Source organism: Allomuricauda sp. XS_ASV26 (genome assembly GCF_041224615.1).
GTDB lineage: Bacteria > Bacteroidota > Bacteroidia > Flavobacteriales > Flavobacteriaceae > Flagellimonas > Flagellimonas alginolytica.
In genome coordinates, this window is the sequence record NZ_JBGFGK010000031.1 from 826,804 (window position 1) to 852,340 (window position 25,537).

Annotated in this window: 18 protein-coding genes; 16 read left to right on the top strand and 2 right to left on the bottom strand. The window is 40.3% G+C overall.

The window, feature by feature from the left end; genetic code table 11:
- Positions 1-3: 3 nt before the first annotated feature.
- From AB9K32_RS11205 to AB9K32_RS11225, 5 genes are read left to right on the top strand one after another with little or no spacing between them, the layout of a single operon-like run.
- Positions 4-2,691 (top strand): ROK family protein, encoded by a 2,688-nt coding sequence (locus AB9K32_RS11205; protein WP_369885204.1) that lies wholly within the window; start codon positions 4-6, stop codon positions 2,689-2,691.
- A 13-nt stretch (positions 2,692-2,704) separates the two neighbouring features.
- Entirely contained in the window at positions 2,705-4,054 is a 1,350-nt protein-coding gene (locus AB9K32_RS11210; protein WP_369885205.1) for a sugar porter family MFS transporter, read from the top strand.
- Positions 4,055-4,060: 6 nt separating this feature from the next.
- The gene (locus AB9K32_RS11215) at positions 4,061-6,043 is read left to right on the top strand and encodes a sialate O-acetylesterase (protein ID WP_369885206.1); all 1,983 of its coding nucleotides are present in this window, start codon (positions 4,061-4,063) and stop codon (positions 6,041-6,043) included.
- Positions 6,033-7,220, top strand: coding sequence for a DUF4185 domain-containing protein (locus tag AB9K32_RS11220; protein ID WP_338194086.1), 1,188 nt, complete (start codon positions 6,033-6,035; stop codon positions 7,218-7,220). Before AB9K32_RS11215 ends, AB9K32_RS11220 begins: the two co-directional genes overlap by 11 nt.
- A 25-nt stretch (positions 7,221-7,245) precedes the next feature.
- Positions 7,246-8,472, top strand: a complete 1,227-nt coding sequence (locus tag AB9K32_RS11225; RefSeq protein WP_369885207.1) for a DUF4185 domain-containing protein — start codon at positions 7,246-7,248, stop codon at positions 8,470-8,472.
- Position 8,473: 1 nt separating this feature from the next.
- On the opposite strand, the gene AB9K32_RS11230 is transcribed toward AB9K32_RS11225, so the two are convergent.
- The gene (locus AB9K32_RS11230) at positions 8,474-9,232 is read right to left on the bottom strand and encodes a GntR family transcriptional regulator (RefSeq protein ID WP_369885208.1); all 759 of its coding nucleotides are present in this window, start codon (positions 9,230-9,232) and stop codon (positions 8,474-8,476) included.
- Between the two features lie 250 nt (positions 9,233-9,482).
- Between AB9K32_RS11230 and AB9K32_RS11235 the strand changes: the two genes are divergently transcribed.
- From AB9K32_RS11235 to AB9K32_RS11285, 11 genes are all read left to right on the top strand, one after another.
- Positions 9,483-10,436: a FecR family protein gene (locus tag AB9K32_RS11235; protein ID WP_369885209.1), complete on the top strand. Its 954-nt coding sequence runs from the start codon at positions 9,483-9,485 to the stop codon at positions 10,434-10,436.
- Positions 10,426-11,016 carry a sigma-70 family RNA polymerase sigma factor gene (locus AB9K32_RS11240; RefSeq protein WP_293295722.1) on the top strand — a complete coding sequence of 197 codons (591 nt, stop codon included), beginning with the start codon at positions 10,426-10,428 and terminating at the stop codon, positions 11,014-11,016. The genes AB9K32_RS11235 and AB9K32_RS11240 overlap by 11 nt, the downstream gene beginning before the upstream one ends.
- A gap of 14 nt (positions 11,017-11,030) precedes the next feature.
- Complete coding sequence (locus AB9K32_RS11245) at positions 11,031-14,153, top strand: TonB-dependent receptor domain-containing protein (RefSeq protein WP_369885210.1); 3,123 nt, start codon at positions 11,031-11,033, stop codon at positions 14,151-14,153.
- Between the two features lie 18 nt (positions 14,154-14,171).
- Positions 14,172-15,578 (top strand): tetratricopeptide repeat protein, encoded by a 1,407-nt coding sequence (locus AB9K32_RS11250; protein ID WP_369885211.1) that lies wholly within the window; start codon positions 14,172-14,174, stop codon positions 15,576-15,578.
- Positions 15,579-15,591: 13 nt separating this feature from the next.
- On the top strand, positions 15,592-16,893 hold the full coding sequence (locus AB9K32_RS11255) for an alkaline phosphatase family protein (protein WP_369885212.1): 1,302 nt from the start codon (positions 15,592-15,594) through the stop codon (positions 16,891-16,893).
- Between the two features lie 208 nt (positions 16,894-17,101).
- Positions 17,102-18,187, top strand: a complete 1,086-nt coding sequence (locus AB9K32_RS11260) for a sensor histidine kinase (protein ID WP_369885213.1) — start codon at positions 17,102-17,104, stop codon at positions 18,185-18,187.
- A gap of 8 nt (positions 18,188-18,195) precedes the next feature.
- Positions 18,196-19,524 carry a sigma-54-dependent transcriptional regulator gene (locus AB9K32_RS11265; protein ID WP_369885214.1) on the top strand — a complete coding sequence of 443 codons (1,329 nt, stop codon included), beginning with the start codon at positions 18,196-18,198 and terminating at the stop codon, positions 19,522-19,524.
- Between the two features lie 259 nt (positions 19,525-19,783).
- On the top strand, positions 19,784-20,029 hold the full coding sequence (locus AB9K32_RS11270) for a hypothetical protein (RefSeq protein WP_369885215.1): 246 nt from the start codon (positions 19,784-19,786) through the stop codon (positions 20,027-20,029).
- A gap of 39 nt (positions 20,030-20,068) precedes the next feature.
- The gene (locus AB9K32_RS11275; RefSeq protein ID WP_224834928.1) at positions 20,069-21,361 is read left to right on the top strand and encodes a Glu/Leu/Phe/Val dehydrogenase; all 1,293 of its coding nucleotides are present in this window, start codon (positions 20,069-20,071) and stop codon (positions 21,359-21,361) included.
- Positions 21,362-21,423: 62 nt separating this feature from the next.
- Positions 21,424-21,843, top strand: a complete 420-nt coding sequence (locus AB9K32_RS11280; protein ID WP_224834927.1) for a GreA/GreB family elongation factor — start codon at positions 21,424-21,426, stop codon at positions 21,841-21,843.
- Positions 21,840-22,235, top strand: coding sequence for a hypothetical protein (locus tag AB9K32_RS11285; protein ID WP_224834926.1), 396 nt, complete (start codon positions 21,840-21,842; stop codon positions 22,233-22,235). Before AB9K32_RS11280 ends, AB9K32_RS11285 begins: the two co-directional genes overlap by 4 nt.
- A gap of 153 nt (positions 22,236-22,388) precedes the next feature.
- Here the strand turns inward: AB9K32_RS11285 and AB9K32_RS11290 are convergent, their stop codons facing one another.
- A complete protein-coding gene (locus tag AB9K32_RS11290) occupies positions 22,389-25,532 on the bottom strand; it encodes a glycoside hydrolase family 2 TIM barrel-domain containing protein (RefSeq protein WP_369885216.1) in 3,144 nt (1,047 codons plus the stop codon).
- Positions 25,533-25,537 lie beyond the last annotated feature (5 nt).

Sequence of the window (25,537 nt, forward strand, 5' to 3'; positions counted from 1 at the left end):
TCCATGCAGGATAAAAATACATACTATCTCGGTATAGATATAGGAGGCAGCCATTTTGCCATGGGTGTTGTTAATGCCGATACGATGTCTTTACTAACAGAAACAGTGAATCGCTTTCCAGTGGATAGTAGATTGAGTGCCCTTCCTGTATTGAGGCAATTAATTTCATCCATAAGACAGACCATTGAAAATTTTCAAAAACCGATTAGGGGAATTGGTGTATCCGTTCCCGGTCCGTTCGATTACGGACAAGGTGTTTCACATATAAGAGGGCTTAATAAGTTCGATTCCCTTTATGGAGTCAATCTTAAACTGTTTTTGTGGGCACATCTGCAGGACACCTTGGAGTCTATTGAACAGATAGCCTTTCTTAACGATGCTGATAGTTTTGTACTAGGGGAGACCTATTCCAATAATCTTCATACGGGCAAAGTTTTAGGGGTAACTCTAGGTACAGGAATCGGTTCAGGTTTTGTGGTCGATGGAGAAGTGGTCACAATTGATGATAATATCCCACACGAGGGTAACATATATAACCTTCCTTTTAAAGGAAAAAGAGTAGAAGATTGGATTTCTACCCAATGGTTTCTGGATACTTACTTTAAAGTATTTGGCACGTCCGTGGACAATGTAAAACAAATAGCCGATCAAGCGGAAACCTCTTTAAAAGCAAAGGATATATTTGAGCAGTACGGACGGCATTTAGGAGAAGTCATGAACTCGCTTTCGGATTCGTTTAAGCCAGAAGCCATTGTTATCGGAGGCAGTATCTCAAAAAGTTATCACTTGTTCAACAACGCATTCGAAGCGTGTTTTGCGATCCCTCCAAGTATTCGAATTACAAAAGGCACGGCCAACGCGGCCATATTAGGTGCCGTTATACATTTAACCATTAAACAGAATAAATTGAACACAAAAAGAAAAACGGAGCAGTATGTGATGCCGATGCGGGCAGATGAGTCTAAAAAAGGTGAAGGCTATACGGTTTACCCCTCTTTTGAGATTGCAACAGGGACCGTTTCCATGGGTGTTGAAAACCTTGTTGATGAACTTCCCAAAGAAGGATGTATTCTCATAGATGGTTATATGGGAGCCTACTGGGAGGATTTTATGGGGCAACTTACTGCTGCCCTTCAAAAAAGGAATGTTGAACACGTCACTTATGATATGGCCTCGGCATATAAGGATGTCGAGCGCATTGAAAAAATGATAGAACCATTTTTGGGCGGGGACGACCCAGTTTTTGGAAAACTTTACCCAGGAAATCTTGAAGATTTTTTTGATGCAGATAAAGTAAAATCAATTCAATGTTCGGAAGGAGCGTTAAATATTTTTTATGGGCCGGGAGCAGCCTTAAGTGGGCAAAATGGAACTATCGTTTATATAGATATACCAAAGAACGAAGTACAGTTCCGTTCCAGAGCTGGTCAAGTTGCCAATTTGGGCAATGTAATGGTCGAGGATAAAAAACAACAGTACAAGCGAATGTACTTTATAGATTGGCAGGTACTCAATAAACACAAACAACAACTTTTAAAGAATATTGATTTTATTGTTGATGGGCAGTTTGGAAATAACATCACCTGGTGTACCGGTGACACCTTAAGGGAAGGCCTACAAGAAATGACCTCGCATGCTTTTAGACCAAGACCGTGGTTTTCTCCGGGTATTTGGGGCGGCGATTGGATGAAAGAAAGGTTTGGGGAATTGGCCCAAGATGTTCCAAATTATGCATGGTCTTTTGAATTGATCGCCCCAGAAAATGGAATTGTGATATCTAAAAATGGGGTAAGACTGGAAGTTTCATTTGACTTTTTAATGTTCCAGGACAATCAAGGTATTTTAGGCGAGGCAGCAAGTGTATTTGGCACAGAGTTTCCGATTAGGTTTGATTACCTGGATACTGTAAATGGACAGAACCTATCCGTACAGTGTCATCCAACTGTACCGTATATGCGAGAAAATTTTGGGCATAATTTTACCCAAGATGAAACATACTATATTCTTGATGCCGAACCAGGGGCAAAAGTCTATTTGGGATTTAATGAAGGAGTTAAAAGGGAAGAATTTCAAAACGCCTTGGAACAGAGTCATAGCGAAGCAAAACCGATGAACGTTGAGGATTACGTCCAAACCTTTGAGGCAAACAAGCACGATCTTTTCCTAATACCAAATGGAACGGTGCACTGTTCGGGTATAGGCAATTTGGTATTGGAAATTAGTAGTACCCCTTACATATTTACTTTTAAAATGTACGACTGGATGCGAATGGATTTAGACGGGAAACCAAGACCTTTGAACATAGCCCGTGGGGTACAAAACCTAAATATGGAATGCCAAGGAGATAGAGTGGAAGCGGAGTATATCTCCAAGCCAGAAGTATTGCAATCGGGCAATGACTGGAAAATAATTAAACTGCCAACACATCCCAAGCACTTTTATGAAATCCATAGATATGAATTTGATAGTGAAATGACCGTATCGACCAATGGGCAGTGTCATATCCTTAATTTAGTGGAAGGCACCAAGATTAGCGTTTCGGCAAATGGAAGGAGTATGGATGTACACTATGCGGAGACATTTGTGGTACCGGCCGCCACAGGCAGTTATACCATCAAAAATTTAGGTTCGGGAACTGCCAAAGTGGTTGAATCCAACGTTAAGCCAGAAATTAGTAAAACGGGTCTATAAACAAGAATAAAGCATGGAAGCACATAAAAACTATTACCTCTTTAAGATTACGGCCATTGGCGCTTTAGGTGGTTTGCTGTTCGGGTACGATACCGCGGTGATCTCTGGCGCAATCGGTTTTATGGAAAGCAAGTTTTCCCTGACTCCAGCATTAAAAGGATGGGCTGTGTCCAGTGCAATTGTAGGTTGTGTTATTGGAGCTTTGACAGCCGGATATGTAGCGGATAGGATGGGGCGTAAAAAAGCCTTGATCATAACAGCGTTGCTATTTGCCCTGTCGGCCATCGGGTGTTTATTGGCGCCAAATTTCACGCTTTTGGTCGTCGCAAGAATCATTGGAGGGGTAGGAGTAGGTGCGGCTTCCATGCTTTCACCATTGTATATTTCGGAGATTTCTCCAGCAGAAAAAAGAGGCTCTTTGGTCTCTTTGTACCAACTGGGTATTGTGTTGGGAATAATTATAGTGTACTTCTGTAACTATTTAGTGGCACGATCAGGAGGAGAAGCTTGGAACATTGAATATGGATGGCGGTATATGTTGGGTTCTGAGGCCGTACCTGCACTACTGTTTTTGGTGGCCTTGTTTTTTGTTCCCGAAAGCCCAAGATGGCTTTCCAAGAACGGCGACAATGTTAAGGCACTTAAGATACTGGAAAGATTGAATACCCGGGAGAAGGCACTAAAAACCCACCAAGAAATTCAAATGGCATTAAAGCAGGAAAAAGGCAAATTGTCAGAATTGTTTGAAAAAGGGTTCAGAACCGCAATCATTATAGGTGTTGTACTTGCGCTTTTTTCACAGATTACAGGAATAAATGCCATAATGTACTATGCGCCGGAAATATTAAAATCTGCTGGTTTTGGGGTGGATTCTGCCTTAATGCAAACAGTTTTGATTGGCGTTATAAACTCTATATTCACCTTTGTTGCCATTAAATATATAGACAAGGCCGGGCGAAAAAAGTTGTTGCTATGGGGAATAATGGGCATGATTATATGTCTTTTGGTTATAGGTTCACTATATCATTTCAAAGCGCTTCAAGGACCATGGCTGCTCATTTTTATATTGGGATTTGTAGCCTGTTTCGCATCATCATTAGGACCGATTCCTTGGGTGATCATTTCAGAAATCTTCCCTACAAAGGTACGAGGTGTAGCCATGTCCATATGTGTTATGGTACTATGGGTCGGGGTTATGCTCATATCACAGTTTACTCCGGTACTGTTAAGTGACCTTGGGCCATCATACACCTTCTGGCTATTTATGGCCAACGCCATTTTCCTATGGATATTTACCTTAAAAATGATTCCGGAGACCAACGGACAAACTTTGGAAGAAATTGAAATGGGCTGGAAAAAATAAAGCACTATGATAAAAACACATTTAAAATTATTGTGGGTAACTCTTATGCTTATACCCATGCTGGTATGTGGACAGGTTGAATTGCCACCGGTATTTTCTTCTAATATGATATTGCCCCGTAATGTGGATATTCCCATTACAGGAAAGGCCAAGCCAAAAACCAATATAACTGTAACTATTGGTGAACAATCTCATAAGGTTAAATCCAATAGTAAAGGGAAGTGGGAAATACTTTTGGATCCTATGCCCCACGGAGGTCCTTTTATTCTTGAGATTAAAGAAGAGCAGGGAGATAAACTGGTCTTGGATAATGTATTGGTGGGAGATCTATGGCTTTGTGCGGGGCAATCCAATATGCAATATACACCCAACATGCTAAATTATAAGGAAACTCCGGATGATGATTACATCGCTCCAAATCTAAGGTTGTGCTCAGTGTGGGTGGATCAAGATTATCTTCCAAGGGAGAATGTGTCCAATGCGGTTTGGCAGGAAGTTAACAAGGAAACAGCAAGAAATTTCAGTGCTGTTGGTTATTTTTTTGGAAAAGACTTGATCAGGGATAAGAACATTCCTGTAGGGTTGATCAGCAGTAACCTCGGTGCAACTGCTATAGAAACTTGGATGGGAATGGATGTACTTAAAACTTTTCCACAGTTCGATGAGGTCACCGAAAAAATATCCAAAATCAATAAAAGCTATGAAACTTTAGAAAATGAGTTTAATAAAACCCGAAAAAAATGGGATAGCAAATATTATTTAAAAGGACCTGGATTGGATGAAAAATGGTATGAACAAGGGTATGACTATTCGGATTGGGAGGAATGTACCCTGCCTGCATTTTTTAGTGAATTTGGATATGCCTCTCATGATGGTAGTATGTGGTTCAAGCGTACTTTTGATTTGGATACTGACCAATTAAAGAATGATTTTAATATTGTTCTCAACCAAATTGATGATTATGATAGGGTATGGGTCAATGGTGTCCAAATTGGTGAATCTTTTGGAAAAAGCAATTTTAGAAACTATACTGCACCTAAGGAAATTCTTCTGGAAGAAGGTAACATACTTACGGTACGGGTCTTCGATGCTGGTGGCAAAGGAGGGATTTATACCAATGCTTTTTGGGGAAATCCGATTCTAAACGGTACTTGGAAATATAAAAAAGGGATAAGTATAGACAGTGGTAAGTTCCCTAAGCCGGAAGTAGGCAATGGAAGCCCTTTTTCGCATCCTATGCTCCTGTACAATGCCAGTATAGCTCCCTTGCACAAATTGCCGATCACAGGGGTAATTTGGTACCAGGGTGAAGCCAATGAAGCTAGAGCTGGGGAATATGCCGACTTGTTACCTGCTATGATCAAGGATTGGCGAGAAAAATGGAACCAGCCCGAAATGCCATTTCTAGTGGTACAATTGGCCAACTATAAGCAAGAGGATAAAACACCTGCAAACAGTAACTGGGCCGAGTTGCGCGAATCACAAATGAAAGCTTCCATTTTGAAAAATGTGGATATTGTTACCGCCATCGATATTGGAGATGCCAACGATATTCATCCCTACAATAAAAAAGAAGTAGCAAAAAGGTTGGCATTATTGGCCAAGCATTACAATTACGGTGAAGAACTTAAAAAAGGACCTGTTTATAAGTCCCATAGGCTGACCAAATCATCTATTTTAATTCAGTTTGATACCTATGGAAGTAAATTGACTAGCAAGGATAAGTTTGGATACTTAAGAGGCTTTGCAATAGCTGGCGAGAATGGTGAGTTTAAATGGGCCAAAGCCGAATTGGTCGATAACAATACGATAAAGGTGTGCCATCAGAATGTCAATGACCCAAAGTATGTAAGATATGCTTGGTCGGACAATCCCGGGCCATTAGATCTTATAAATACAGAAGGACTGCCCGCATTTCCTTTTCGAACAGACAATTTTGAGTTGGGCACCTCCAAGAAAACATATCAATACGATCCGCATGCATTTTAAATATAAAATAGGAGGCTTTCTAATAATATTATTGTTGACCAACACTAACATTTGGTCACAAGAGGAGTCGACAGGGAAAACCGATCCATATGAGTTTCAGGCATCGCCTGCCCCTGAGTGGACAGCATTAATGGAGCGAACCACAGGTTGGTTTGGTGCCGATGGAATATTTACCATACCGTTGGACGGAATAGAAAACCAAGGAGATACAGATAAGGAGACCCTCTTTATTTTTAGTGACACTTACATTGGAGAAGTAATAAACAATGTACCAAAACCTGGTAATGTAATGGTGAACAATACCACCGCATGGATGAAGGGATTGGAGCCAAAGAAATCAGCCATCGATTTTGAGTATAATTTGGATAGTGATGGAAAACCAACCTCGTATTTTGTTCCGAAAAATAAAAATGCTCGGGACAATGAATATTTTTGGTTGGGGGATGGGTTTATAAATCATCAAAAAAACAACGCACTTTATGTATTTGCCTATCATGTGCATAAAACTGGACCAAATGTTTTTGATTTTGAGCAGACCAATGTAGCATTGTTAAAAGTTGAAGAACCTACTAAAGAAGGAATTGCAGCATCGACTCAAATTGCGACCGATTTAGGGTTTGTGCACCCAACAGAAGGGCGTGTGTATTTTGGTAGCGGACTTTTTGTGAACACTAAAGAAGCCAATGCACCAAAACCAGATGGATATGTTTACATCTACGGTATCATGGAAAGACAAAAATCCTTGATAGCCGCACGGGTCAGACCAGAAAATATCGAGAATATAAATGAGTGGCGATTCTGGAACGGTAAAACATGGGGGGTACAAAAGGAAGAAGTTGTGGAAATAACCAATGCAATTTCCAATGAGCTTAGTGTAACACCAACAGAGGATGGTAATTTCTTGCTAACTTTTACGGTTCTGGGCCTGTCCGATAAGGTAGGTATCCGTGTAGGGACCAGTCCTGTAGGTCCATTTGGTCAAATCCATGAAGTGTACACCTGTCCTGAATATAAGGAAAATGGACTTTTCCCTTACAATGCAAAAGCGCATTATCATTTATCAAAACCGGGAGAACTGTTGATCAGTTATAACACAATAACCCTAAATTTTTGGGAAGATATTCAAAAGGATGCGAGTATATATCATCCTAGATTTATAAAAGTAAAATATAAGTAACGGACATTGGACCTAAAAAAAGTATATGAAAAACTGGATAAATAAGTATTTAATTACCGCAGGAGCATTATCAATTGTCTTGGCCGGCACAAGCTGTAAGGATGAGACAAAAAAGAAACCGTCCGAAGGAAATAATGGGAATACAGAGGCCACTGTTGCCAATGTATCACCAGAATGGAGTCAACTCTTTATTAAAAATGAAGGGTGGTTCGGAGGAGACGGAATTTTTGGCATTCCTATGGATGGTAAAGAATTTGTAACGGCAACAGATAGTACAATCACACTTTTTACTTTCGGGGATACCATGATCGGGCATCATGATGGTAAAACTTTAGTACCGGAAGATTTTCAAATGATAAATAATTCCGTTGGGATTCTGCAAGGTAATACGCCAAATAAAAGTCAAATTTCTTTCCATTGGAAAGAAGGTGAAGATCCAAAGGACAAAGCGCTTTTTAAACCAATTACGCCCAACTCTGAAACAGATGATTATTATTGGTTAGGGGATGGATTTGTAAATACCGAAGGAGATGATAACCTGTATATCTTTGCCTATCCTGTTCGGGAAAAGGATACTACAGGTATAGGAGGCTTTAATTTTCAACAAGTTGGAGTAAACCTAATACAAATTCCGAAGGGCAGTAAACCTCCGTATTTAGATCATGCCCAACTGGAGACTCCATTTTTTGATTCGGAGACCCAGACTTCATTTGGAAGCGCTATTTATGTTAACACTAGGTCTGCAGGAGCTCCTGATCCAGATGGCTATGTTTATACCTATGCCGTATCAAACCAAGAAGGTACCAAAGGCCTGTTGGTGGCCAGGGTACAGCCAAAAAACTATGTAAAGTTTGATCAGTGGAGATTCTGGAACGGGCAAGATTGGGTTCCAGAAATGGGGGAGGCCATCATAATAGCTAGGGATGTATCCAATGAAATGAGTGTATCCCCTACATCGGATGACAAAATTGTATTGACCTACCAACGGTTTACCATGGGGCCAGAAGTTGCCATACAAATTGGAGAGTCTCTTGTTGGACCGTTCGGTGAACCCGAAATAGTTTATAGGACAACTGAAAACGAAACTAATGAAACCTATTTTACCTATAATGCCAAAGCTTACCCCCATCTATCCAAACCAGGAACACTTTTAGCTAGTTACAATGTAAACTCATTTGACTTTTGGGCGGACATTTTAAAAGACCCCAATCTCTACCGACCAAGGTTTCTGGAAATTCCATTGGAACGGTAAGCTATCGTTTAATATCTATACTGTAAGTAAATTGATCGGCCCTGTAAAAACCTATATTGTATTCTATAGGTCTGTTACCAGGGTCGTAAACTACCCGTTTTCTTTGAAGAATGGCCGAGTTCACTGGAACCCCCAATTTTACCGCAAGGAATTTATTGGCCAGAATAGCACTTATCTGCTCTCTGGATAGAACAGGTATGGTATGGTATTCATGCTCCAGGATATCGTATAGGTGACGTTCAAAATCCTCATTGCCGGTAATACCAATTCTTGGATGAAAATAACTTATAAAATACACAAAAGGACCATTGTCCAGCCCCCGCAGTCGTTCCAGTTTAAAAAGCTCATGTCCCTCCTTTACCTCTAACTGCTCAGAAATATCCGTGTCCGCTTTTATTTGGGATACCTTGATTTCATAATTTCTGAAGTCAATACCTTGGGCGTGCATTTCTTGGCTAAAACTGACCCAATTGGAAAGTTTGGTCTCGACCTGTTTTTTGGCCACTTTGGTGCCTACCCCTTTTTTCCTTATCAATAATTTTTCTTGAACCAATCTATTAGTGGCTTGCCGAATTGTATTTCTTGAAATTCCAAGTCGTTTGGACAGGTCGACTTCTTTTGGTAGGAATTTACCATTTTGGTATTCCGGGTCATTGATCATATCCCTTAATATCTTCTCAACTTGAAGATGTAAGGGTACCGGACTATCATGATCGATACTAAGGGACTTAAGAGTTTGTATGTTCTTTTGTTCAGACATTATACAAACTTATAAAATTTGTACGTAACAATAGAAAATCATAATAAGGTAAACTTTGGCCAATGTTTAGATTTTGATAATCTGCAAGGGAAACGAGTGCAATTGATTGTACGCCAAACTGTTGTGTGTAATGGTCAAAGCTAGCTAACAATTAGTTCAATTTTTGCTAACATTTTCTTGAAATTGTTCACTACGGGATTCCTCAATTTCACGACTCTTAATTACAAAGCCCATTTAGAAGGGCGAATATATGAGACGCGAAAAAATAGAAGAAGCTTGTGCCAGGTATTTGGCGGGGGAAGGAAATCGGGAGGAACGATTCCTTTTCGAATTGGAACTCAGCCTAAACGATGAGGTCAAGAAAATATATACCACTTATAAAGAGATTTGGGACAACTACCCTGTGGACTACAAAGACCATGAATCTGCAGAGCTTCAGTTGAACAAAGCAAAAAAGCGATTTAGTATTGCCAATATTGGAGCAAAGAGAATTTCTTTGGCTATTGCTGCCAGTATCGTGGTCGGACTGTTTATTATTGGTGGAAGTTTGTTTAAAAACCCCGTTAAAACATTTAAAACTGGTGCAGGCGAACGATTAACACTTCAATTGCCAGATAGTTCAACGGTAATCCTTAATGAGGACAGCCAAATAAGTTACTCGAAAAATTTTTCGGAGAACAGGTTGGTGAACCTTTACGGGGAGGCATATTTCGATATAGTGCACAAAAAAGAATCCCCCTTTAAGGTTTTGACCAGTAATATCCAAGTAAAGGTATTGGGAACCCAATTCAATGTAAATACCAAAGAACACCTTAAAACGGTATCCCTAGAGACCGGTAGGGTAGAAGTTCTGATCCCTGAAAACGGTATGAACCTTACCCTTATGCCAAGTGAACAGATAATATATAGCCCCTCTACAAAAAATATCGATAAGACCCGGTTTAATGTCGATGAGATATTGGCTTGGAAGCAGGAAACCTTGCAGCTGAAAGGAGAGAGTATAGCACGTTTGCTTCCAAAAATAAACAACTACTATGGCGTAAAGTTTACTTGTCCGGATACCGTAATTGCAAAAAAAGCATTGGCAGGAACTTTTAAGGGCAAACGGATAAATGAATTTATAGAATCCATTGAGTTTATTACCGGATTTGAGATTGATAAGGTAGGGAATAGAGAATATTTGATCAAGAGAAATGAAAACTAGTCCCGAAAAATCCAATTCCGTAACAAACTCCAAGGATAGACAATTGTTTCAACAATTGGCAAATGGTAAATACAACGCTTTGATGGTCTTACATCAAAAATTTTACGGACCGCTATGCAGATTTGGTAGCATGTTCGAGGAGAACAATCTCATAGTGGAAGAAAAAGTGGCCGATGTATTTATCGATCTGTGGAGTAAACGTCATCAATTGGAAAACATTGAACAGCCAAAGGCCTACATGTACATAATGGCTCGGAACAAGTTGTTGCGAACAGCAAAGTCCGAACGTTCATTGGACCGATTCCATGACTATTCTCGAGAATCAACCTTACAACAACCTAGTTATGAAGATGAATTAATTGATCAAGAACAAAATCGAATAAATCAAAAAAAGATTGCAATGGTTCTTGCTAAAGTCCCCCAGCGCTCTAGGCGTGTATTCGAAATGAGTAGAATAGAAGGTTTCAAATACAAGGAGATAGCAGAATTATTGGGAATATCTTATCGCACAGTAGAGCAGCACGTGGCCAATGCCATGAAAACCATCAAAGAAAATATAACAAACCAAAGTAACGCTTAGTACAACATCTAAAAATGAAAAAATTAGTACTGTTGGTCCTTTTGCTATCCACGCAACTTAATTGGGCCTCAAATTTTGAACGCACAGAAAGGATTTGGTTCAATAAAACCATCAACCTTAATATTTCCCATCAAAATGTGGAAGATGTTTTCCATATTATCGAAGACGAACTTGCCGTTAATTTTATTTATGCAAAGAACAAGACCTTGACCGATATTAAGGTAAGCATCGCATTGAGCAATGCTTCCTTGGACCAGGTATTGACCTCATTGGAAAACAAGACAGGATTAAAATTCAAGAAAACCCACAACGGTATTTTGGTAAAACTACCCACAGCGGTACAGCAACAAACAACTATTAGCGGTAACGTGGTGGATGATACGGGAGCCCCATTGCCCGGGGTTTCATTGGTTGTAAAAGGGACCAAGAGTGGAACAATGACGGATTGGGACGGTAATTTTACCATTACCATCGAAAGGTTCCCTGCTTCAATTCTGTTTTCTCACGTAGGTTTTGAAAGCCAGACCGTTTCCGTGACCAATGCAAGCGCATTGAACATTGTATTGCAACCAAGTTTTTCGGAGTTGGATGAGGTGGTTGTAACAGGCCAGGGAGCCGGGATCAATAAGAAAAGAATCTCCAGTAAAGTAGAGGTTTTGAAGGCAGAAGAACTGGAAGACATTCCATCCCAGCGTATAGATCAATTGCTTTCAGCCAAGTTGCCCAACGCACAGATCAATTTAACAGGTGGTCAAGCCGGCGCATCCTCTTTGATGCGCGTAAGGGGTGTAAATTCCGCATTCTTGAGCTCGACACCCATATTTTATATTGATGGTGTTCGAATGGATAACCTAAACACTAGAAGTGCTTTGGGTGGAGGTAGTGCACAAGGTGCGGCCATTAGTTCCATTGCGGATATCCCGATGGACAACATTGAACGTATCGAATACATCAATGGTGGTGCCGCCACAACTTTATACGGTTCCGATGCCGCCAACGGGGTAATCCAGATATTCACCAAAAAAGGTACGGCCCAAGGAACCAAAGTAACCTTGGAGGTGCAAACAGGTATTGAAACCCCGACCACCGATTATCTCTATTTTGATAGAAGCAAAGATCTGTTGTTCCAAACAGGCCTGTTCCAAAAGTACCATGTGGGACTAAATGGAGGCAATAATGGTTTTGGATATAGTTTTTCTGGAAATTATTTGGACAATGAAGGTTCTCAATATGCCAACAACAACTCCAATAGAAAAATTGATTTCAGTACAGGATTTAAAGCACAACTGGGCGAAAAAGTGGTGTACAACAGCTCCTTCATATTTGTGAACAACCAATACAACCGTAACCGGAACGGAAATCAAGGTGGTTATACCGGTCTTTGGTTTGCGGAGAGTGGTTCATCTATTTTAAAAGGATTCAATAATAGGTTGGATGAGATGACCGCTGCAGAGTTTGATGAAATTAAAGCTTTTGCCCACAGAGCGGAAGAATTACAGGACAATGAGATAAATGTAAATCGTTTTACCACTTCTCAATCCTTTAAATATATGCCATGGGATAATTTGGAGTTCAAATTCACCGGTGGTATCGATTATAGAATCCAATCGGATAAGAACGTTCAGACCAACGAATACTTAACACATACAACTCAAGCTCCAGTGAACGATGAAGGAAGCATTACCAATGTGGATAGAAAGTACTTTGGTATTACCTTGGAATTTACAGGACAGCACAAATGGGATTTAGGAGATTTTAATTTGATAACCACGTTTGGCGGCCAATTATTCAGAAACAAGGACCACCAAATCCGTTTTGTGGGAACCAACATTAGGGACGGTGCACGGACCATAAGTGATGCCGCCATAAAAACCAGTGATGAATATTTGACAGAAGTATTGAACTACGGTGTATATCTGCAAGAAAATATTGGTTATAAAGATAAACTGTTCTTTGATCTAGGTGTGAGGGGAGATAGGAACCCGTCTTTTGGAGACAATATAGGTACACAGTTTTATCCTAAAATAGGATTCTCTTATTTACCAAGTTCAGAAGAATTTTTAACAAATATCGATTGGTTAAATTCACTCAGGGTTAGAGGTAGCTATGGTGTTGCAGGTAATTTGCCCCCGGCATTTGTAAACGAGAGAACAGTTGCTTTCAATGGTTTTCAGGGAGAACAAGCTGCGTTCTTTGCAAATCCCGGCAACGACGATCTAAAACCAGAAAAAACTACGACCTACGAAGCTGGTCTGGATTTGGCTATGTTCGCCAACCGAGTCAACCTTTCCGTATCCAGATATAGTGCTAAAACAGAAGATGCCCTATTCTATGTACCTCCGACACCATCGACCGGATTCGACCAAAGCCAGTTGTACAATGTAGGTGAGATTGAAAACAAAGGATGGGAAATTAGTGCCGTGGTAGAACCAATCAGAACGGATAAGAGCTCTTTGAGACTAAATGTTTCCGTTAATACCTTGGATAACGAAGTGGTAAATTCGGGCGGTATCGCACCATTCAACATTAACGGATTCAGTGCGAGAACCATACAGACAGTGGTTGAAGAAGGATTTCCCGTAGGATACATAAGAGGAAATCGCGGAACTTTTGATGAAAATGGAGTTTTGGAAAGCACAGAGGCTCAGTCGTATTTAGGTACTACATTACCGGATTTTTATGGAAACCTTGGGCTGACTTTTAATTATGGCAGTTTCTCATTCTACGCTAATGGAAGTTATCAAAAAGGAGGTTTTGCCAACAGTTTTGATCAACAGTTCAGGTTTTTATATGGAGCATCGGAAGATAAAATACCAGCTGCTGAAATTGAAGCCAACGGCCGCTCCAACTGGTTGAATTTTACAGACAGATTTACTGAGAAGACCGACTTTTTAAAAGTGAGGGATATAGGGATGAGCTATACCCTAAGACCAAAATCCAGCACGGTTTTCGATAATGTGGTCTTTGGCGTTAATGTAGTGAATCCATTGAATTTCACTTCATCATCCTTTGATCCGGAAGCTACCATAAGTGGTGCGGCAACAGGTCAAGGAGGTGCATCCACAGGAGGTATTTCTTATGCCACCTATTCAGCGCCAAGACAATTTTTAACCTCATTACGAATCAATTTTAAATAATCCCTGAATTACGAAAAAATGAAATCAAAAATAATAACAGCAGTTTTGTCCGTAATGCTTTTGGGAGCATGCGTGGACAACCCAAATGTAACCGAGGATATTTATTTGAATACGCCAGATCCGACAAAAAGTTGGGTAAAAGGTCTGGAAAGGCAATTGGCCATCACCATGAATTCAGTATTGATCAATACCGAAATGGTGTCCGATAATTATTTTAATAATTACACCCTTTACAGCAAGGTATTTGATATACCTCAAATCGATTATACCGATATTGATGTAAACGACCTGCAACAAGAAATCGGAAGATTACGCGAAATGGCAACCTACGGACTGGAGACGGTAGCCGTAGCAGACGAAAATGTTAGCCAAGAAAACATTGCTTACATGCACTTTTGCAAAGGTTTCGCCTTTCTATTGGGAGGGGAGAACTTTGTAGGTCTGCCAATGGAGTCCCTGGGGGCAGTATCGGACTGGAAAACTTTGCTGAACGGAGCCATCGAGGAGTTTGAAGATGCAATCGATATGGCCACAGATGCAAACCATATCAACGCATTTAAAATGTTCCAAGCCAGAACATATTATCGTTTGGGGGATTTGACCAATGCAAAAAACATAGCCGAATCATTGACTGCAGATGAATCATTTTTGTTCACAATCGGTTTTGATGGTGAAAACGGAGTGGTGAACGAAATGCAAAATGCTACATTTACCAGTATGCAAAATAGATTTGCTCCTTTGCCAAGGTTGGATTACCTAGACCCTAAATATTACGATCAGGGCACCGCTGTATCCGACCAAAAACCAATTAGCTTGGCAAAGGCAGAAGAGGCATTTCTAATTTTGATGGAAGCCTATTTGGCAGAAAATAATGTGGCCAGCGCAAAAGCTACTGCGTTGGATCTATTGGATGTGGTTGCAGCAAGACCCGTGGCACAAATAGATGACTCCCGGGAATTGCGGAATGGAACAAACAGAACTGATTATCCGCTTACCGCTGTTGCCGTGCGTGCAGATGCCGATTCAGAATTCGAAAATGATCTGGTATTGGACCGTCAGGCCGGGTTTATTCCAGTATATACCGTATCTGGAACTAAGGTTACCATAGAGGATATTGAAGCAGCTAGTTCTGTGGACGAAATGTTGTACCTCACTTATTTGCTAAGGCAAGAAATATTCATTAGCGAAGGAAGAAGAATGAACGATCTGGGTATTCGTTTTCCAGTTTCACAAACAGAACAATTGAACAATCCAAATGTGGACGAATCGTTCACACAGGCGGTGATTCCAAGTTTTATTCCCTTAAATTCAGGTTTGGACGATTTTACGGTTGATGAAACTACAGGAAACGTGACCGTTGCTTTTGATATGAATAAAGTTATCGTTAACAATAAAGCCACAGCAGATGTTGTTCCGTTTCAATAATATAATTAAGGTATTGGGGTTGCTACTTGTAGTGACCCTAAATGCCCAAACAAAGCCAGAACATGTAGTGATTATAAGTATAGATGGATTTCGATCAGAGTTTTATCTGGACAATACCATGCCCACACCAAACCTTCAGGAAATGGTGGATAAAGGAGTTGCGGCAAAGGAGGTCACAGGTATATTCCCGACCGTAACCTATCCGTCCCATACTACTTTGATTACCGGTAAGACCCCAGTAGAGCATGGTATTTTTTATAATACCAAAATGAGCGAAAACGGAAGTTCCGGAGGCTGGGTGTATGATTTTAAGGAGATCAAGGCCAAAACCTTGTGGCAATCCGTTAAAGAAAAAGGATTGACAACAGCTGCTGTTTCATGGCCAATTTCTGTGAATGCGGACTATATCGACTATAATATTCCCGAGTTTTGGTCCTTTACAAATCCTATGGACAGAAGAATCGCCACGGCTCAAAAAGCCAACCCAAAAGGATTGTTCGAGGAGGTGGTAAAGAATGCCACGGGAACATTGGAAATAAACGATTATAATCTCTCTTCCTTGTCCATGGATCAAAACCTGGCACGGATCGCAGGTTATATTTTGAGGGAGTATAAACCTAACCTTTTAACGATTCACCTACCCATTACAGATGGTGCACAGCACAAGGTAGGTCGTAAAGGATTGGGCGTAAGAAAAGCAATATCAGGTGCAGATAATGCCATTGGGATAATACGCGATGCATTGCAAAAAGCCGGCATTGAAGATAAGACCACCATTATCGTTACCGGTGATCATGGTTTTGTGGATGTACATTCGCAAATAGCGCCAAATGTACTTTTGGCCAGAATGGGGTTATATAATAAAAATAATCCAAAGGCTTGGTTTTATTCCGCAGGAGGGTCCACGTTTCTCCATGTAAAAGATTCGAATAACAAAAAAATGATAGAACAGATAAGGGAGGCGTTTGATCAATTGCCCTTAGAGGAAAAGTCCACGTTTAAAATTATAGACAGGGATAAAATTGCCAAAAGGGGAGGAGACCCAAATGCGGTTTTAGCTCTTAGTGGAAGTAAAGGGTATTTTTTTACCAATGATGCCGATGGCCCCTTTATTAGTACCAAAAAAGGTGGGAAACATGGACATTACCCAGATTGTCACGACATAGCTACCGGGTTTGTTGGGTATGGTAAAGGCTTGGAAAAAGAAATGCTCATAGAAAATATGTTCTTGGAAGATGTGGCCAAAATTGCCGCAACATTGTTAGGGGCGGATATAGATCAACCAGAAGAATACTATCATGTAGTTTTAGAGTAATACATGTTAGTCTTGTTTAGTTCGTTTAAGTTGTTTGCCCGGTAGAAATACCGGGCATTTGTATTATTAACTATACGATTACACCTCCCTATTTGCCATAAGACATAAAAATATTGTCCTACACAATACCTTCTATTAACCGATATTTTTGCATTCGTTGTACAACTCGTTCCAAACCCTGTAACTTTACAGTAATAAATAGTGGTCCATGACAAGTACCGAACAGAAATTAAAAGAACGTGTTAAGGAGTTGACCTGCCTTTACGAGGTAACTTCCATTATTGTAAATTCAGGATACGATGAGCTCACTACTTCGTTGGAAGCTATTGCCTATTGTTTAAAGCGAGGATGGCAATTTAAGGACGATGCCGAGACCAAATTGTCCATAGGAGATTATCAAGTACAGACAAGCGGGTTCGATGAACATAGAGTTTGCCTTACTTGCAATGTCATTGTCTTCAACAAGGTCGAAGGAACCATTTCCGTAGGTTATCCCTCACCCAAATACACCATGGAAGATTTTCTGGAAGAAGAGCAAACACTGCTCAAAAATGTGTCTTTGGCTGTAGGTAATTTTATTGAGCGCAAGCAAATCCATGATACGGAGCAGGAAACTAAAAGACAATTGGAGCGCAATGATCGACTTCATATTTTAGGCGAGATTACTGCCGGAATAGCCCATGAGCTAAATACCCCGTTGGCCAATATTTTGGGATTCGCCGAACTGTTGATGGATGGGGCAACTGATCCACAGACCAAAAGAGACCTGCAAAAAATAATGGACAATGCCATTTTTAGCCGTGAGATCGTTAAAAAATTAATGTTCTTTACCTGCGAAATGCCCGATCAAATGGAGCCCGTTGACCTGATCAAGGTAATCGAAGATGTGGTTCGGTTAATGGGACCATCGCTCCGGGCAAAAGAACTTAAAATCATCACAGCTTTTGAGCAAGATCATCTTTATATACGTGCCAATACTGTTCAGCTTACCCAAGTGTTCTTCAATTTAATAATGAACGCGGCCTATTATTCACCCGTACAGGGCGAAATAAAAATAGAACTCATTGGAAAGACCAATACGACTGTCATAAGTATTATGGATCAGGGAGAGGGAATTTCTCCGGATATCGAAAATAAAATATTTGAACCTTTTTATACCACCAAACCGGTGGGAGAGGGGACAGGTTTGGGGTTGAGCGTGGTCCACGGCATAATTAAAAGTTACAAGGGCACCATTGCCCACAAGCCCAATACGCCAAAAGGCACTATTTTTACCATTGAGTTTCCTAATTAAGGGTATATATGGCACTGCACAAAGAAAACATTTTGATCGTTGACGACGATATTGGGATATTGGAACTTTTAACGAGAAGATTAAAGGACCTGAATTTTCATGTTTTTAAAGCAATTTCAGTTAAAGAAGCTGTATTTATTCTAAAAGATACACCTATAGATCTTTTAATAACGGATATACAAATGCCCGAAGTGGACGGGGTTCAATTATTAAAATTTGCCAACGAACACTATCCAAATATGCCCAAGTTGGTAGTTACCGGATACCCCTCTGTGGATGGCGCGTTGGAAGTGGTTAAATCGGGTGCGATGGATTATTTGACCAAGCCTTTCACCAAAGAAGAGCTCAAAACTGCCGTGGATAGAGCATTGTCCCAAGGGCGTAAAACAGACAAACCTTCGTCCTCTGCGACTAAAATTAGGGTAGATTCCCATTTTAAAGAAATGGTGGGAGAATCCGTGGCTTTTGATCAAGTTAAAACTATTGTCGATAGGGTTAAGAACAACAGGGCCACTATTTTGATCAATGGGGAAAGCGGTACAGGGAAGGAACTGGTCGCCAGGGCAATTCATTATTCGGGCAAGTATGCGAAAAAACCATTTGTGGCCGTAAATTGTGGTGCCATTCCAGAGAATCTTCAAGAAGCTGAACTCTTCGGATATACCAAGGGTGCTTTTACTGGGGCCGACCAAAATCGTGATGGATTTTTTCAGGCAGCGTCGGGGGGAACACTCTTTTTGGATGAAATAGGAACGGCCAGTTTGGATGTACAGACCAAACTGCTGAGGGCGCTTCAAGAAAAGGAGATTACAAAAGTGGGCTCCAGGGCCGTGGAGAAAATAGAACTAAGGATCGTTGCCGCAACCAATGTTGATCTTTTGGAGGAAATCAGAAAAAAGAATTTTAGGGAAGATCTATATTATAGATTGACCGTTGTTGAGATCAATGTGCCTCCATTGCGTGATAGAAAGTCAGATATTCCTTTATTGGTGGACAAGTTTCTCCAAAAGTACGGAATCGAATATAGAGATCGCTTTGTGCGCATAGACCCGGATGCCCTTAATATATTGGAAAGATATGATTGGCCAGGAAATATTAGAGAACTGGAAAATGTGATCCAACGGGCCGTGATCATGGCAGATGGCCATATTTCCATAAAAGATTTGCCAGATTATTTAAAATACGAAATTCAATTTCCGGAAGACAAATTGATACCTTTAAAGGAAATGGAAAAAAGGTACATCCAAAAAGTACTGGCTCATACCGAAGGCAACAAGACCAAAGCAGCCGAAATTTTACAGATAACCCGTAAAACCCTCCGGGACAAACTGGATTAATTTGGATAGCTTTTGACCAATTGGTTCAAAAGTGACCACTTCCCATATAACTTTCAATGCACACATAAAGTTTAATAGCCTGATTATTAGGTTTTTGAACAGAATCGGCTTTTTTGTGTCTTAATGGGTATGCCATTTGTTATACTGTTGCCAAATAAAGTTGGTAACAACGAACTAAATGTGGTAACAATGATAGGATCCCCGTAAAGCACGATCAAAAGGACTGAAGATGAATAATTCCTGATGGTCAAAAACAATTGTGGAATCTACAGACCTGGAAACCATAGGTCCATCTCAAGTTATTTCCTTCATTAAAAAACAAATACAACCAAAAATCAATAATCCAATGAACGAATTTGTTCGGAGCCTTTGCTCGACCTGTATTCATAGATCGTATTGCTCGTTGAGCAAAAAAAGGACCCAGATAAGTCTGTGCAACGAATACCATCATTTTATGGAAGATAACCAAGAGCCTACCATAATGATGTCGGATGAAATGTATTAATAATCAAAAAAAGAAGGTAGAAGTATCTTAAAATTACATATGACAACAACGATAACATCAGAGAAGAAGCAAAAAAAGCAAGGGATGCTGGATAATGTTATGCGTCAATTCAACAATGCCGCTGACATTATAGATTTAAACAAGAATATCAGAAAAATCCTTGAAGTGACCAACAATGAATTTGTGGTCCACTTTCCGGTCCGTATGGATAATGGCGAGGTAGAAATTTTTACAGGTTACCGTGTTCAGCATAATAATGCCCTTGGGCCATATAAAGGAGGTCTGCGATATCACCCAACTGTGGATATCGATGCCGCACGGGCCTTGGCCATGTGGATGACATGGAAAACTTCTTTGGCAGGATTGCCCTATGGTGGAGCCAAAGGAGGAATCCAGCTAGATCCGACCAAATATTCCCAGGACGAGTTACAACGGATCACCAGAAGGTTTACCTATGCCCTGGGTGACAATATAGGACCTGAGCTAGATATACCAGCTCCGGATGTAAACACCAATCCACAGACCATGGCCTGGATCTTGGATACTTATATGTCCACAAAATCTCCCAACGAGCGGTCCAAGAATTTACACGTAGTAACCGGTAAGCCCATTGGAGCGGGTGGTTCCGAAGGTAGGGATAGAGCTACAGGGTATGGTGTTTTCTTGACCATTAAGTTTTGGGCGGAACACAAGAACATTTCACTAAAAGGTAAAAAATTCATAGTGCAAGGTTTTGGTAATGTTGGATATTGGGCATCCCATTTTCTACATGAAGAAGGGGCCTTACTTACTGCGGTACAAGACGCCTATGGAAGTATTTACAATGAGTCCGGTATTCATCCTGAGCAACTTTTGGACTATGCCAAGGCCAATAAAGGGAGTATACTAGGTTTTAGTGGTGGCAATCCTGTGGATAACGCTGATTTTTTTGGGTTGGACTGTGATATTTGTATTCCAGCAGCTCTTGGCAATCAGATTACGGTAAAAAATGCACCACAAATAAAGGCAAGCCTTATCGCGGAAGGCGCAAACGGGCCTACAGATGTAAAGGCCGAAGAAATACTGTTAAAAAATGGGGTGGACATTATCCCGGACATTTTATGTAATTCAGGAGGTGTCATCGGTAGTTATTTTGAATGGCTGCAAAACCGTAACGGAGAGATTTGGCAACTGGATGAGGTGTTGGAAAAGCTGGAGAAAAAGATGAGGGAATCCTTTAGTAAGGTAATGCAAAAAACAAAAACCGAGAAAATCGATGCACGGACCGCTGCATTTGTAATTGCTATTGAGCGACTTGAAGAAGCCTATGTACAAAGAGGTATTTTTCCTTGATCAAGGAAAAATTATCAAGTGAAGTATGATGAGGTTAACAATAATTTTATAAGAATGACACAATGAAATATGGGAGTTTGATAATTGAAAAAAAGGAATATGTTCTTCTCAAACGGCTGATAAACCTTACTGGTTACCATAAAGACGATACCTTTAAACGATCTGTGGGAAAACTTAGAGAAGAGATGGAATCAGCACAGATTTTGGATGGGGAAGATATGCCCAAGGATGTCATACGCTTCAATTCATGGGTCACGATCACTTCCGAAAACGGATGGCACAAGAAATTCAAATTGGTAATGCCGAGCAAAAGTGATGTTAGGAACAATCATATTTCCATTTTGACCCCTATGGGGGCATCGGTAATTGGTTATGCACAAGGAGATACCTATTTATGGGAATTTCCTTCAGGTGTTCAGCAATTGACCATTGAGCATATTGAGCAAGAAAACGAACCTATAGATATAAACATGGTAATATGAAACAAGTAGGTAGACCATATTATCACGAATCCATAAACAATATTCTTAGTAAAAAGGATAAATTGGAAATAGGTAATTGGACGGATAACATGGAACTGATCAATGAAGAGTTGCAATACCTCATCCCATTGGAAAAGCGACTTTTGGGCAATGCAAGCCTTCAACAAAGATTATTGGCATTGCAAAGGGAAAACCAACTGCGATTGGGGACCCTATACCGGTACGAACGGAACATGGCAAATGCCATAGAATGCGATACCTTGGAATGTGATGCCTATTACTTGAATACGCATGAAAAAAACAGGGATGGCTACATGGAGCATTTAAAAAACTATTCACAACTTAAATTGATGTTGTTTTCCAAAATTTTGGACCGATACAAGAATAATTGAAGTAAGAGGCAACAATTACTGGTAGGTTAGTTTAGTAGGTTACTGGTAATCATTCCTGTAATTAAATACGATAAGGCTGTCTAAAAAGTCAATAGCTGTCAACCTGAAACAAGTTCAGAATGGCGCATTTCACTACTTTTTAGACGGCCTTTTTTAATGGTTAAATACAGCAGGTATTAGCGTTATAGAATAGCTGTACTCTTTGGGTTTTATTTTATATTCATCATGTACCTCTGCTCCCCACGAATTATCGCCGCCAACGCCCATTTGCAAATAGTCTATATTCCACTGCAGGTTTTCTCCCAACATAATGTCCGCTCCATGTTTTTTGGTTACTGGCACCAAACCTGATGCCGATGCTGCACCGTCTGTATTGGAATCAAAATCAAGTTCTTTCATCCCAAAAGGCCAAACACTGCAATTTAGGAGGGTATCACCAACTACTTTTAAGGATAGTGTATTTGCACGCAGTTCCATCCACCTTACTGAAGTTTTATTGCCCGTTTCTTGGGGCCTTGGATAGCGGTGAAATTGTTTGGTCGTATTTCCAGAGTATTTTCCAATTTTAAGGCCCGTTTGCCTATCCCAATACCCTTCTTCAGGGCCTTTTCCGTACCAATTGACCCTATTAAATGTTCTGGGCAAGGTTAGGTAAAGACCCAATCTTGGAATATGGGGCAACCCCCTCTTTTTGGGCTCAAAACGGTAGGTGAGTTGTAAGTTCCCGTTGTTCATGAGCTTATAGCGAATCTCTACTTCAGCCTTTTTTTTAGGCAAAGAATATTGAACCGTGTAGGCCACATGATCATTGATTTGCTTAGGCTCCTCTATTAGCACAGCGGTATATCCATAACTGGCATCTTGCCAGAATCTTGCCCATTTATCCATTCCATTGCCCAGGTCATTGTCCGTTGGTGGTCGCCAAAAGTTTGGTCGTATAGGCATTTCGGTAATGGTTTGTCCCTGAAACTTCCAAGAAATAATATCGCCGTTTTCTCTATCTAATTGTAGAGAAACAACATTGTTGGTTATTTCAATGTTTTTTTCCGAGGTAGCTACGGTAAATATGGCATCAGAACCGGTTTTGGGTATGGTGGTTTTTCCGTTTTGCAATACAAATTGATCCCAACCAATTTCAAAGCCTTTGTCCAATAATTCCGTTGGCGTATCCTGTAACAGGCTAACTTCTAAAAAATACTCTACTCCTTGTTGCCAATTTTCAAGTAATTGCTTTACCTCAATCTTTTCTTTGCCTTGTGGAAGAACGTTTATTTTCTTATGGATTTCTTTAATGATGTTTCCATCTGCCAATAGCCGTATCCGGAATGTTTTGTCTGAAAAATCCGTAAAAAAGTTTTTATTGGTTACCTCAAGGATGCCTCTTCCCAAATAATTGAACTGTACCGGTTCATAGACTTTTTTTACCTCAGTTAGATGAGGGTGTGGATTACGATATGGATCTACTAATCCATTATTCAAAAAATTACCATCTGTGGGTAAATCTGGATGGTAATCGTGACCATAGGCTAAATAGGGGTTACCATTTTTGTCCTTATATTCCAAGGCTTGATCCACCCAGTCCCAAATATAACCTCCCTGTAGGCTGGGATATGCCTCTATTATATCCCAATAGTCTTGTAGGTTCCCCACGGAGTTTCCCATGGCATGGGCGTATTCTATCATTATTGCTGGTTTGTCCGTACTGGATTCTCCATGCTCTATTAGGTATTTTGGCTTTGGGTACATAGGGCAATAAATATCGGTATAATCCTCTTTTTGGGCCGGCTCGTACTGTACAATACGGTTGTCTTCCCTATTTTTGAACCATTGGTAGGCTGTTTTGAATATACTGCCGTGACCTGCCTCGTTACCCAAGGACCAAGAATAGATAGATGGATGGTTACGGTCTCTGTAATACATCCGTTCTATCCTGGCCATATGTGCTGGTAACCAACTCTTTTCGTTCCCTATTTGGGTGCTATCATGAATGGCCAATGGGTGACTCTCTATATTGGCCTCATCAACAACATACAATCCATACCGATCACAAAGTTCTAACCAGTAGGGATCGTTGGGATAATGAGCACTTCTTACGGCATTGATATTATTTTGCTTCATCAATTTAATATCCTGTTCCATACTTTCTTTGGAAACCACATGCCCCGTAAATGGGTCGGTCTCGTGTCTATTAACACCTTTTATCTGTAGGGGCGCTCCGTTGAACAATACTTGAGCGTCTTTTATTTCTACCCGCTTAAACCCTATTTTGGTGGTAATATATTCATTGTTATTAGGGTTTATATCATCACTTAATTTAATTTTGAGCTGATATAGGGCAGGATTTTCCGCAGACCATTTTTGTACGTTTTTTATGTTTTCGGCAAAAGTTACGGGTACGGTACACCCTTTGGGGATTTCAATAGTTTTGTTGAGTTCTAACACTACCTTTTCCTGGTTCCGTACCACAATAGACAAGTTTCTTAGCGCGTTTTTATCCAAAGTGTTCCTTAACCATAAAGTATCTTTAAGAATACCATTTGTATAAGAGTCGTCCAAATTAGTATAGGAATAATGATCTGCTATGTGGACCTTTGGCCTGCTATAGAGATAAACGCCGCGCTCGATTCCACTCATTCGTAACATGTCTTGACTTTCTAAATAACTGGCATCGCTCCAGCGGAACAATTGTAGTGCGATTAGATTTTTTCCCTTGGAAACATAATTTGAGATGTTGAATTCCGCAGGGGTCTTACTACCTTGGGAATACCCTACATATTTTCCGTTTATATAAACATACATGGCAGATTTTGCGGCTTCAAAATGCAATATCAATTCTTCCGACAACATGTCTTCGGTTAAGACTACCTCTTTTCTATAACTACCTACAGGATTATAATCCGTAGGGATGTTGGGCCATTCGGTATCGAATGGGTAACGTTCATCCAAATAAATTGGATGGTCATATCCTTGTACTTCCCAATTACCAGGAACGAAAATCGTTTCCCACTTACGATCATCAAAAGAGTTGTGATGAAAAGTAAGTGGTCTTTTCCTTGGATCTTTCACAAAATGAAACCTCCACTCACCATTTAAATCCAAAAAACGTCTGGAGTCTTCCTTTTTTTGAACGGATTGGGATTCAAAAGCAAAAAAATGGGCCCTTGGAGGCAATTTGTTATCCTCAAAAACAGTGTGGTCAAAATGGTTCTTTTGCGCAGGAATCGTTGGCAATTCGTTTGGAACACACCCCCAAAATCCTATAGCCGTAATCGTGAAGAGGATTTTTTTAAAATTCATCAAAT

Coding starts and splice junctions, on each gene's coding strand:
- AB9K32_RS11205 (WP_369885204.1), top strand. CDS start 4: ATGCAGGATAAAAATACATACTATCTCGGTATAGATATAGGAGGCAGC.
- AB9K32_RS11210 (WP_369885205.1), top strand. CDS start 2,705: ATGGAAGCACATAAAAACTATTACCTCTTTAAGATTACGGCCATTGGC.
- AB9K32_RS11215 (WP_369885206.1), top strand. CDS start 4,061: ATGATAAAAACACATTTAAAATTATTGTGGGTAACTCTTATGCTTATA.
- AB9K32_RS11220 (WP_338194086.1), top strand. CDS start 6,033: ATGCATTTTAAATATAAAATAGGAGGCTTTCTAATAATATTATTGTTG.
- AB9K32_RS11225 (WP_369885207.1), top strand. CDS start 7,246: ATGAAAAACTGGATAAATAAGTATTTAATTACCGCAGGAGCATTATCA.
- AB9K32_RS11230 (WP_369885208.1), bottom strand. CDS start 9,232: ATGTCTGAACAAAAGAACATACAAACTCTTAAGTCCCTTAGTATCGAT.
- AB9K32_RS11235 (WP_369885209.1), top strand. CDS start 9,483: ATGAGACGCGAAAAAATAGAAGAAGCTTGTGCCAGGTATTTGGCGGGG.
- AB9K32_RS11240 (WP_293295722.1), top strand. CDS start 10,426: ATGAAAACTAGTCCCGAAAAATCCAATTCCGTAACAAACTCCAAGGAT.
- AB9K32_RS11245 (WP_369885210.1), top strand. CDS start 11,031: ATGAAAAAATTAGTACTGTTGGTCCTTTTGCTATCCACGCAACTTAAT.
- AB9K32_RS11250 (WP_369885211.1), top strand. CDS start 14,172: ATGAAATCAAAAATAATAACAGCAGTTTTGTCCGTAATGCTTTTGGGA.
- AB9K32_RS11260 (WP_369885213.1), top strand. CDS start 17,102: ATGACAAGTACCGAACAGAAATTAAAAGAACGTGTTAAGGAGTTGACC.
- AB9K32_RS11265 (WP_369885214.1), top strand. CDS start 18,196: ATGGCACTGCACAAAGAAAACATTTTGATCGTTGACGACGATATTGGG.
- AB9K32_RS11275 (WP_224834928.1), top strand. CDS start 20,069: ATGACAACAACGATAACATCAGAGAAGAAGCAAAAAAAGCAAGGGATG.
- AB9K32_RS11280 (WP_224834927.1), top strand. CDS start 21,424: ATGAAATATGGGAGTTTGATAATTGAAAAAAAGGAATATGTTCTTCTC.
- AB9K32_RS11285 (WP_224834926.1), top strand. CDS start 21,840: ATGAAACAAGTAGGTAGACCATATTATCACGAATCCATAAACAATATT.
- AB9K32_RS11290 (WP_369885216.1), bottom strand. CDS start 25,532: ATGAATTTTAAAAAAATCCTCTTCACGATTACGGCTATAGGATTTTGG.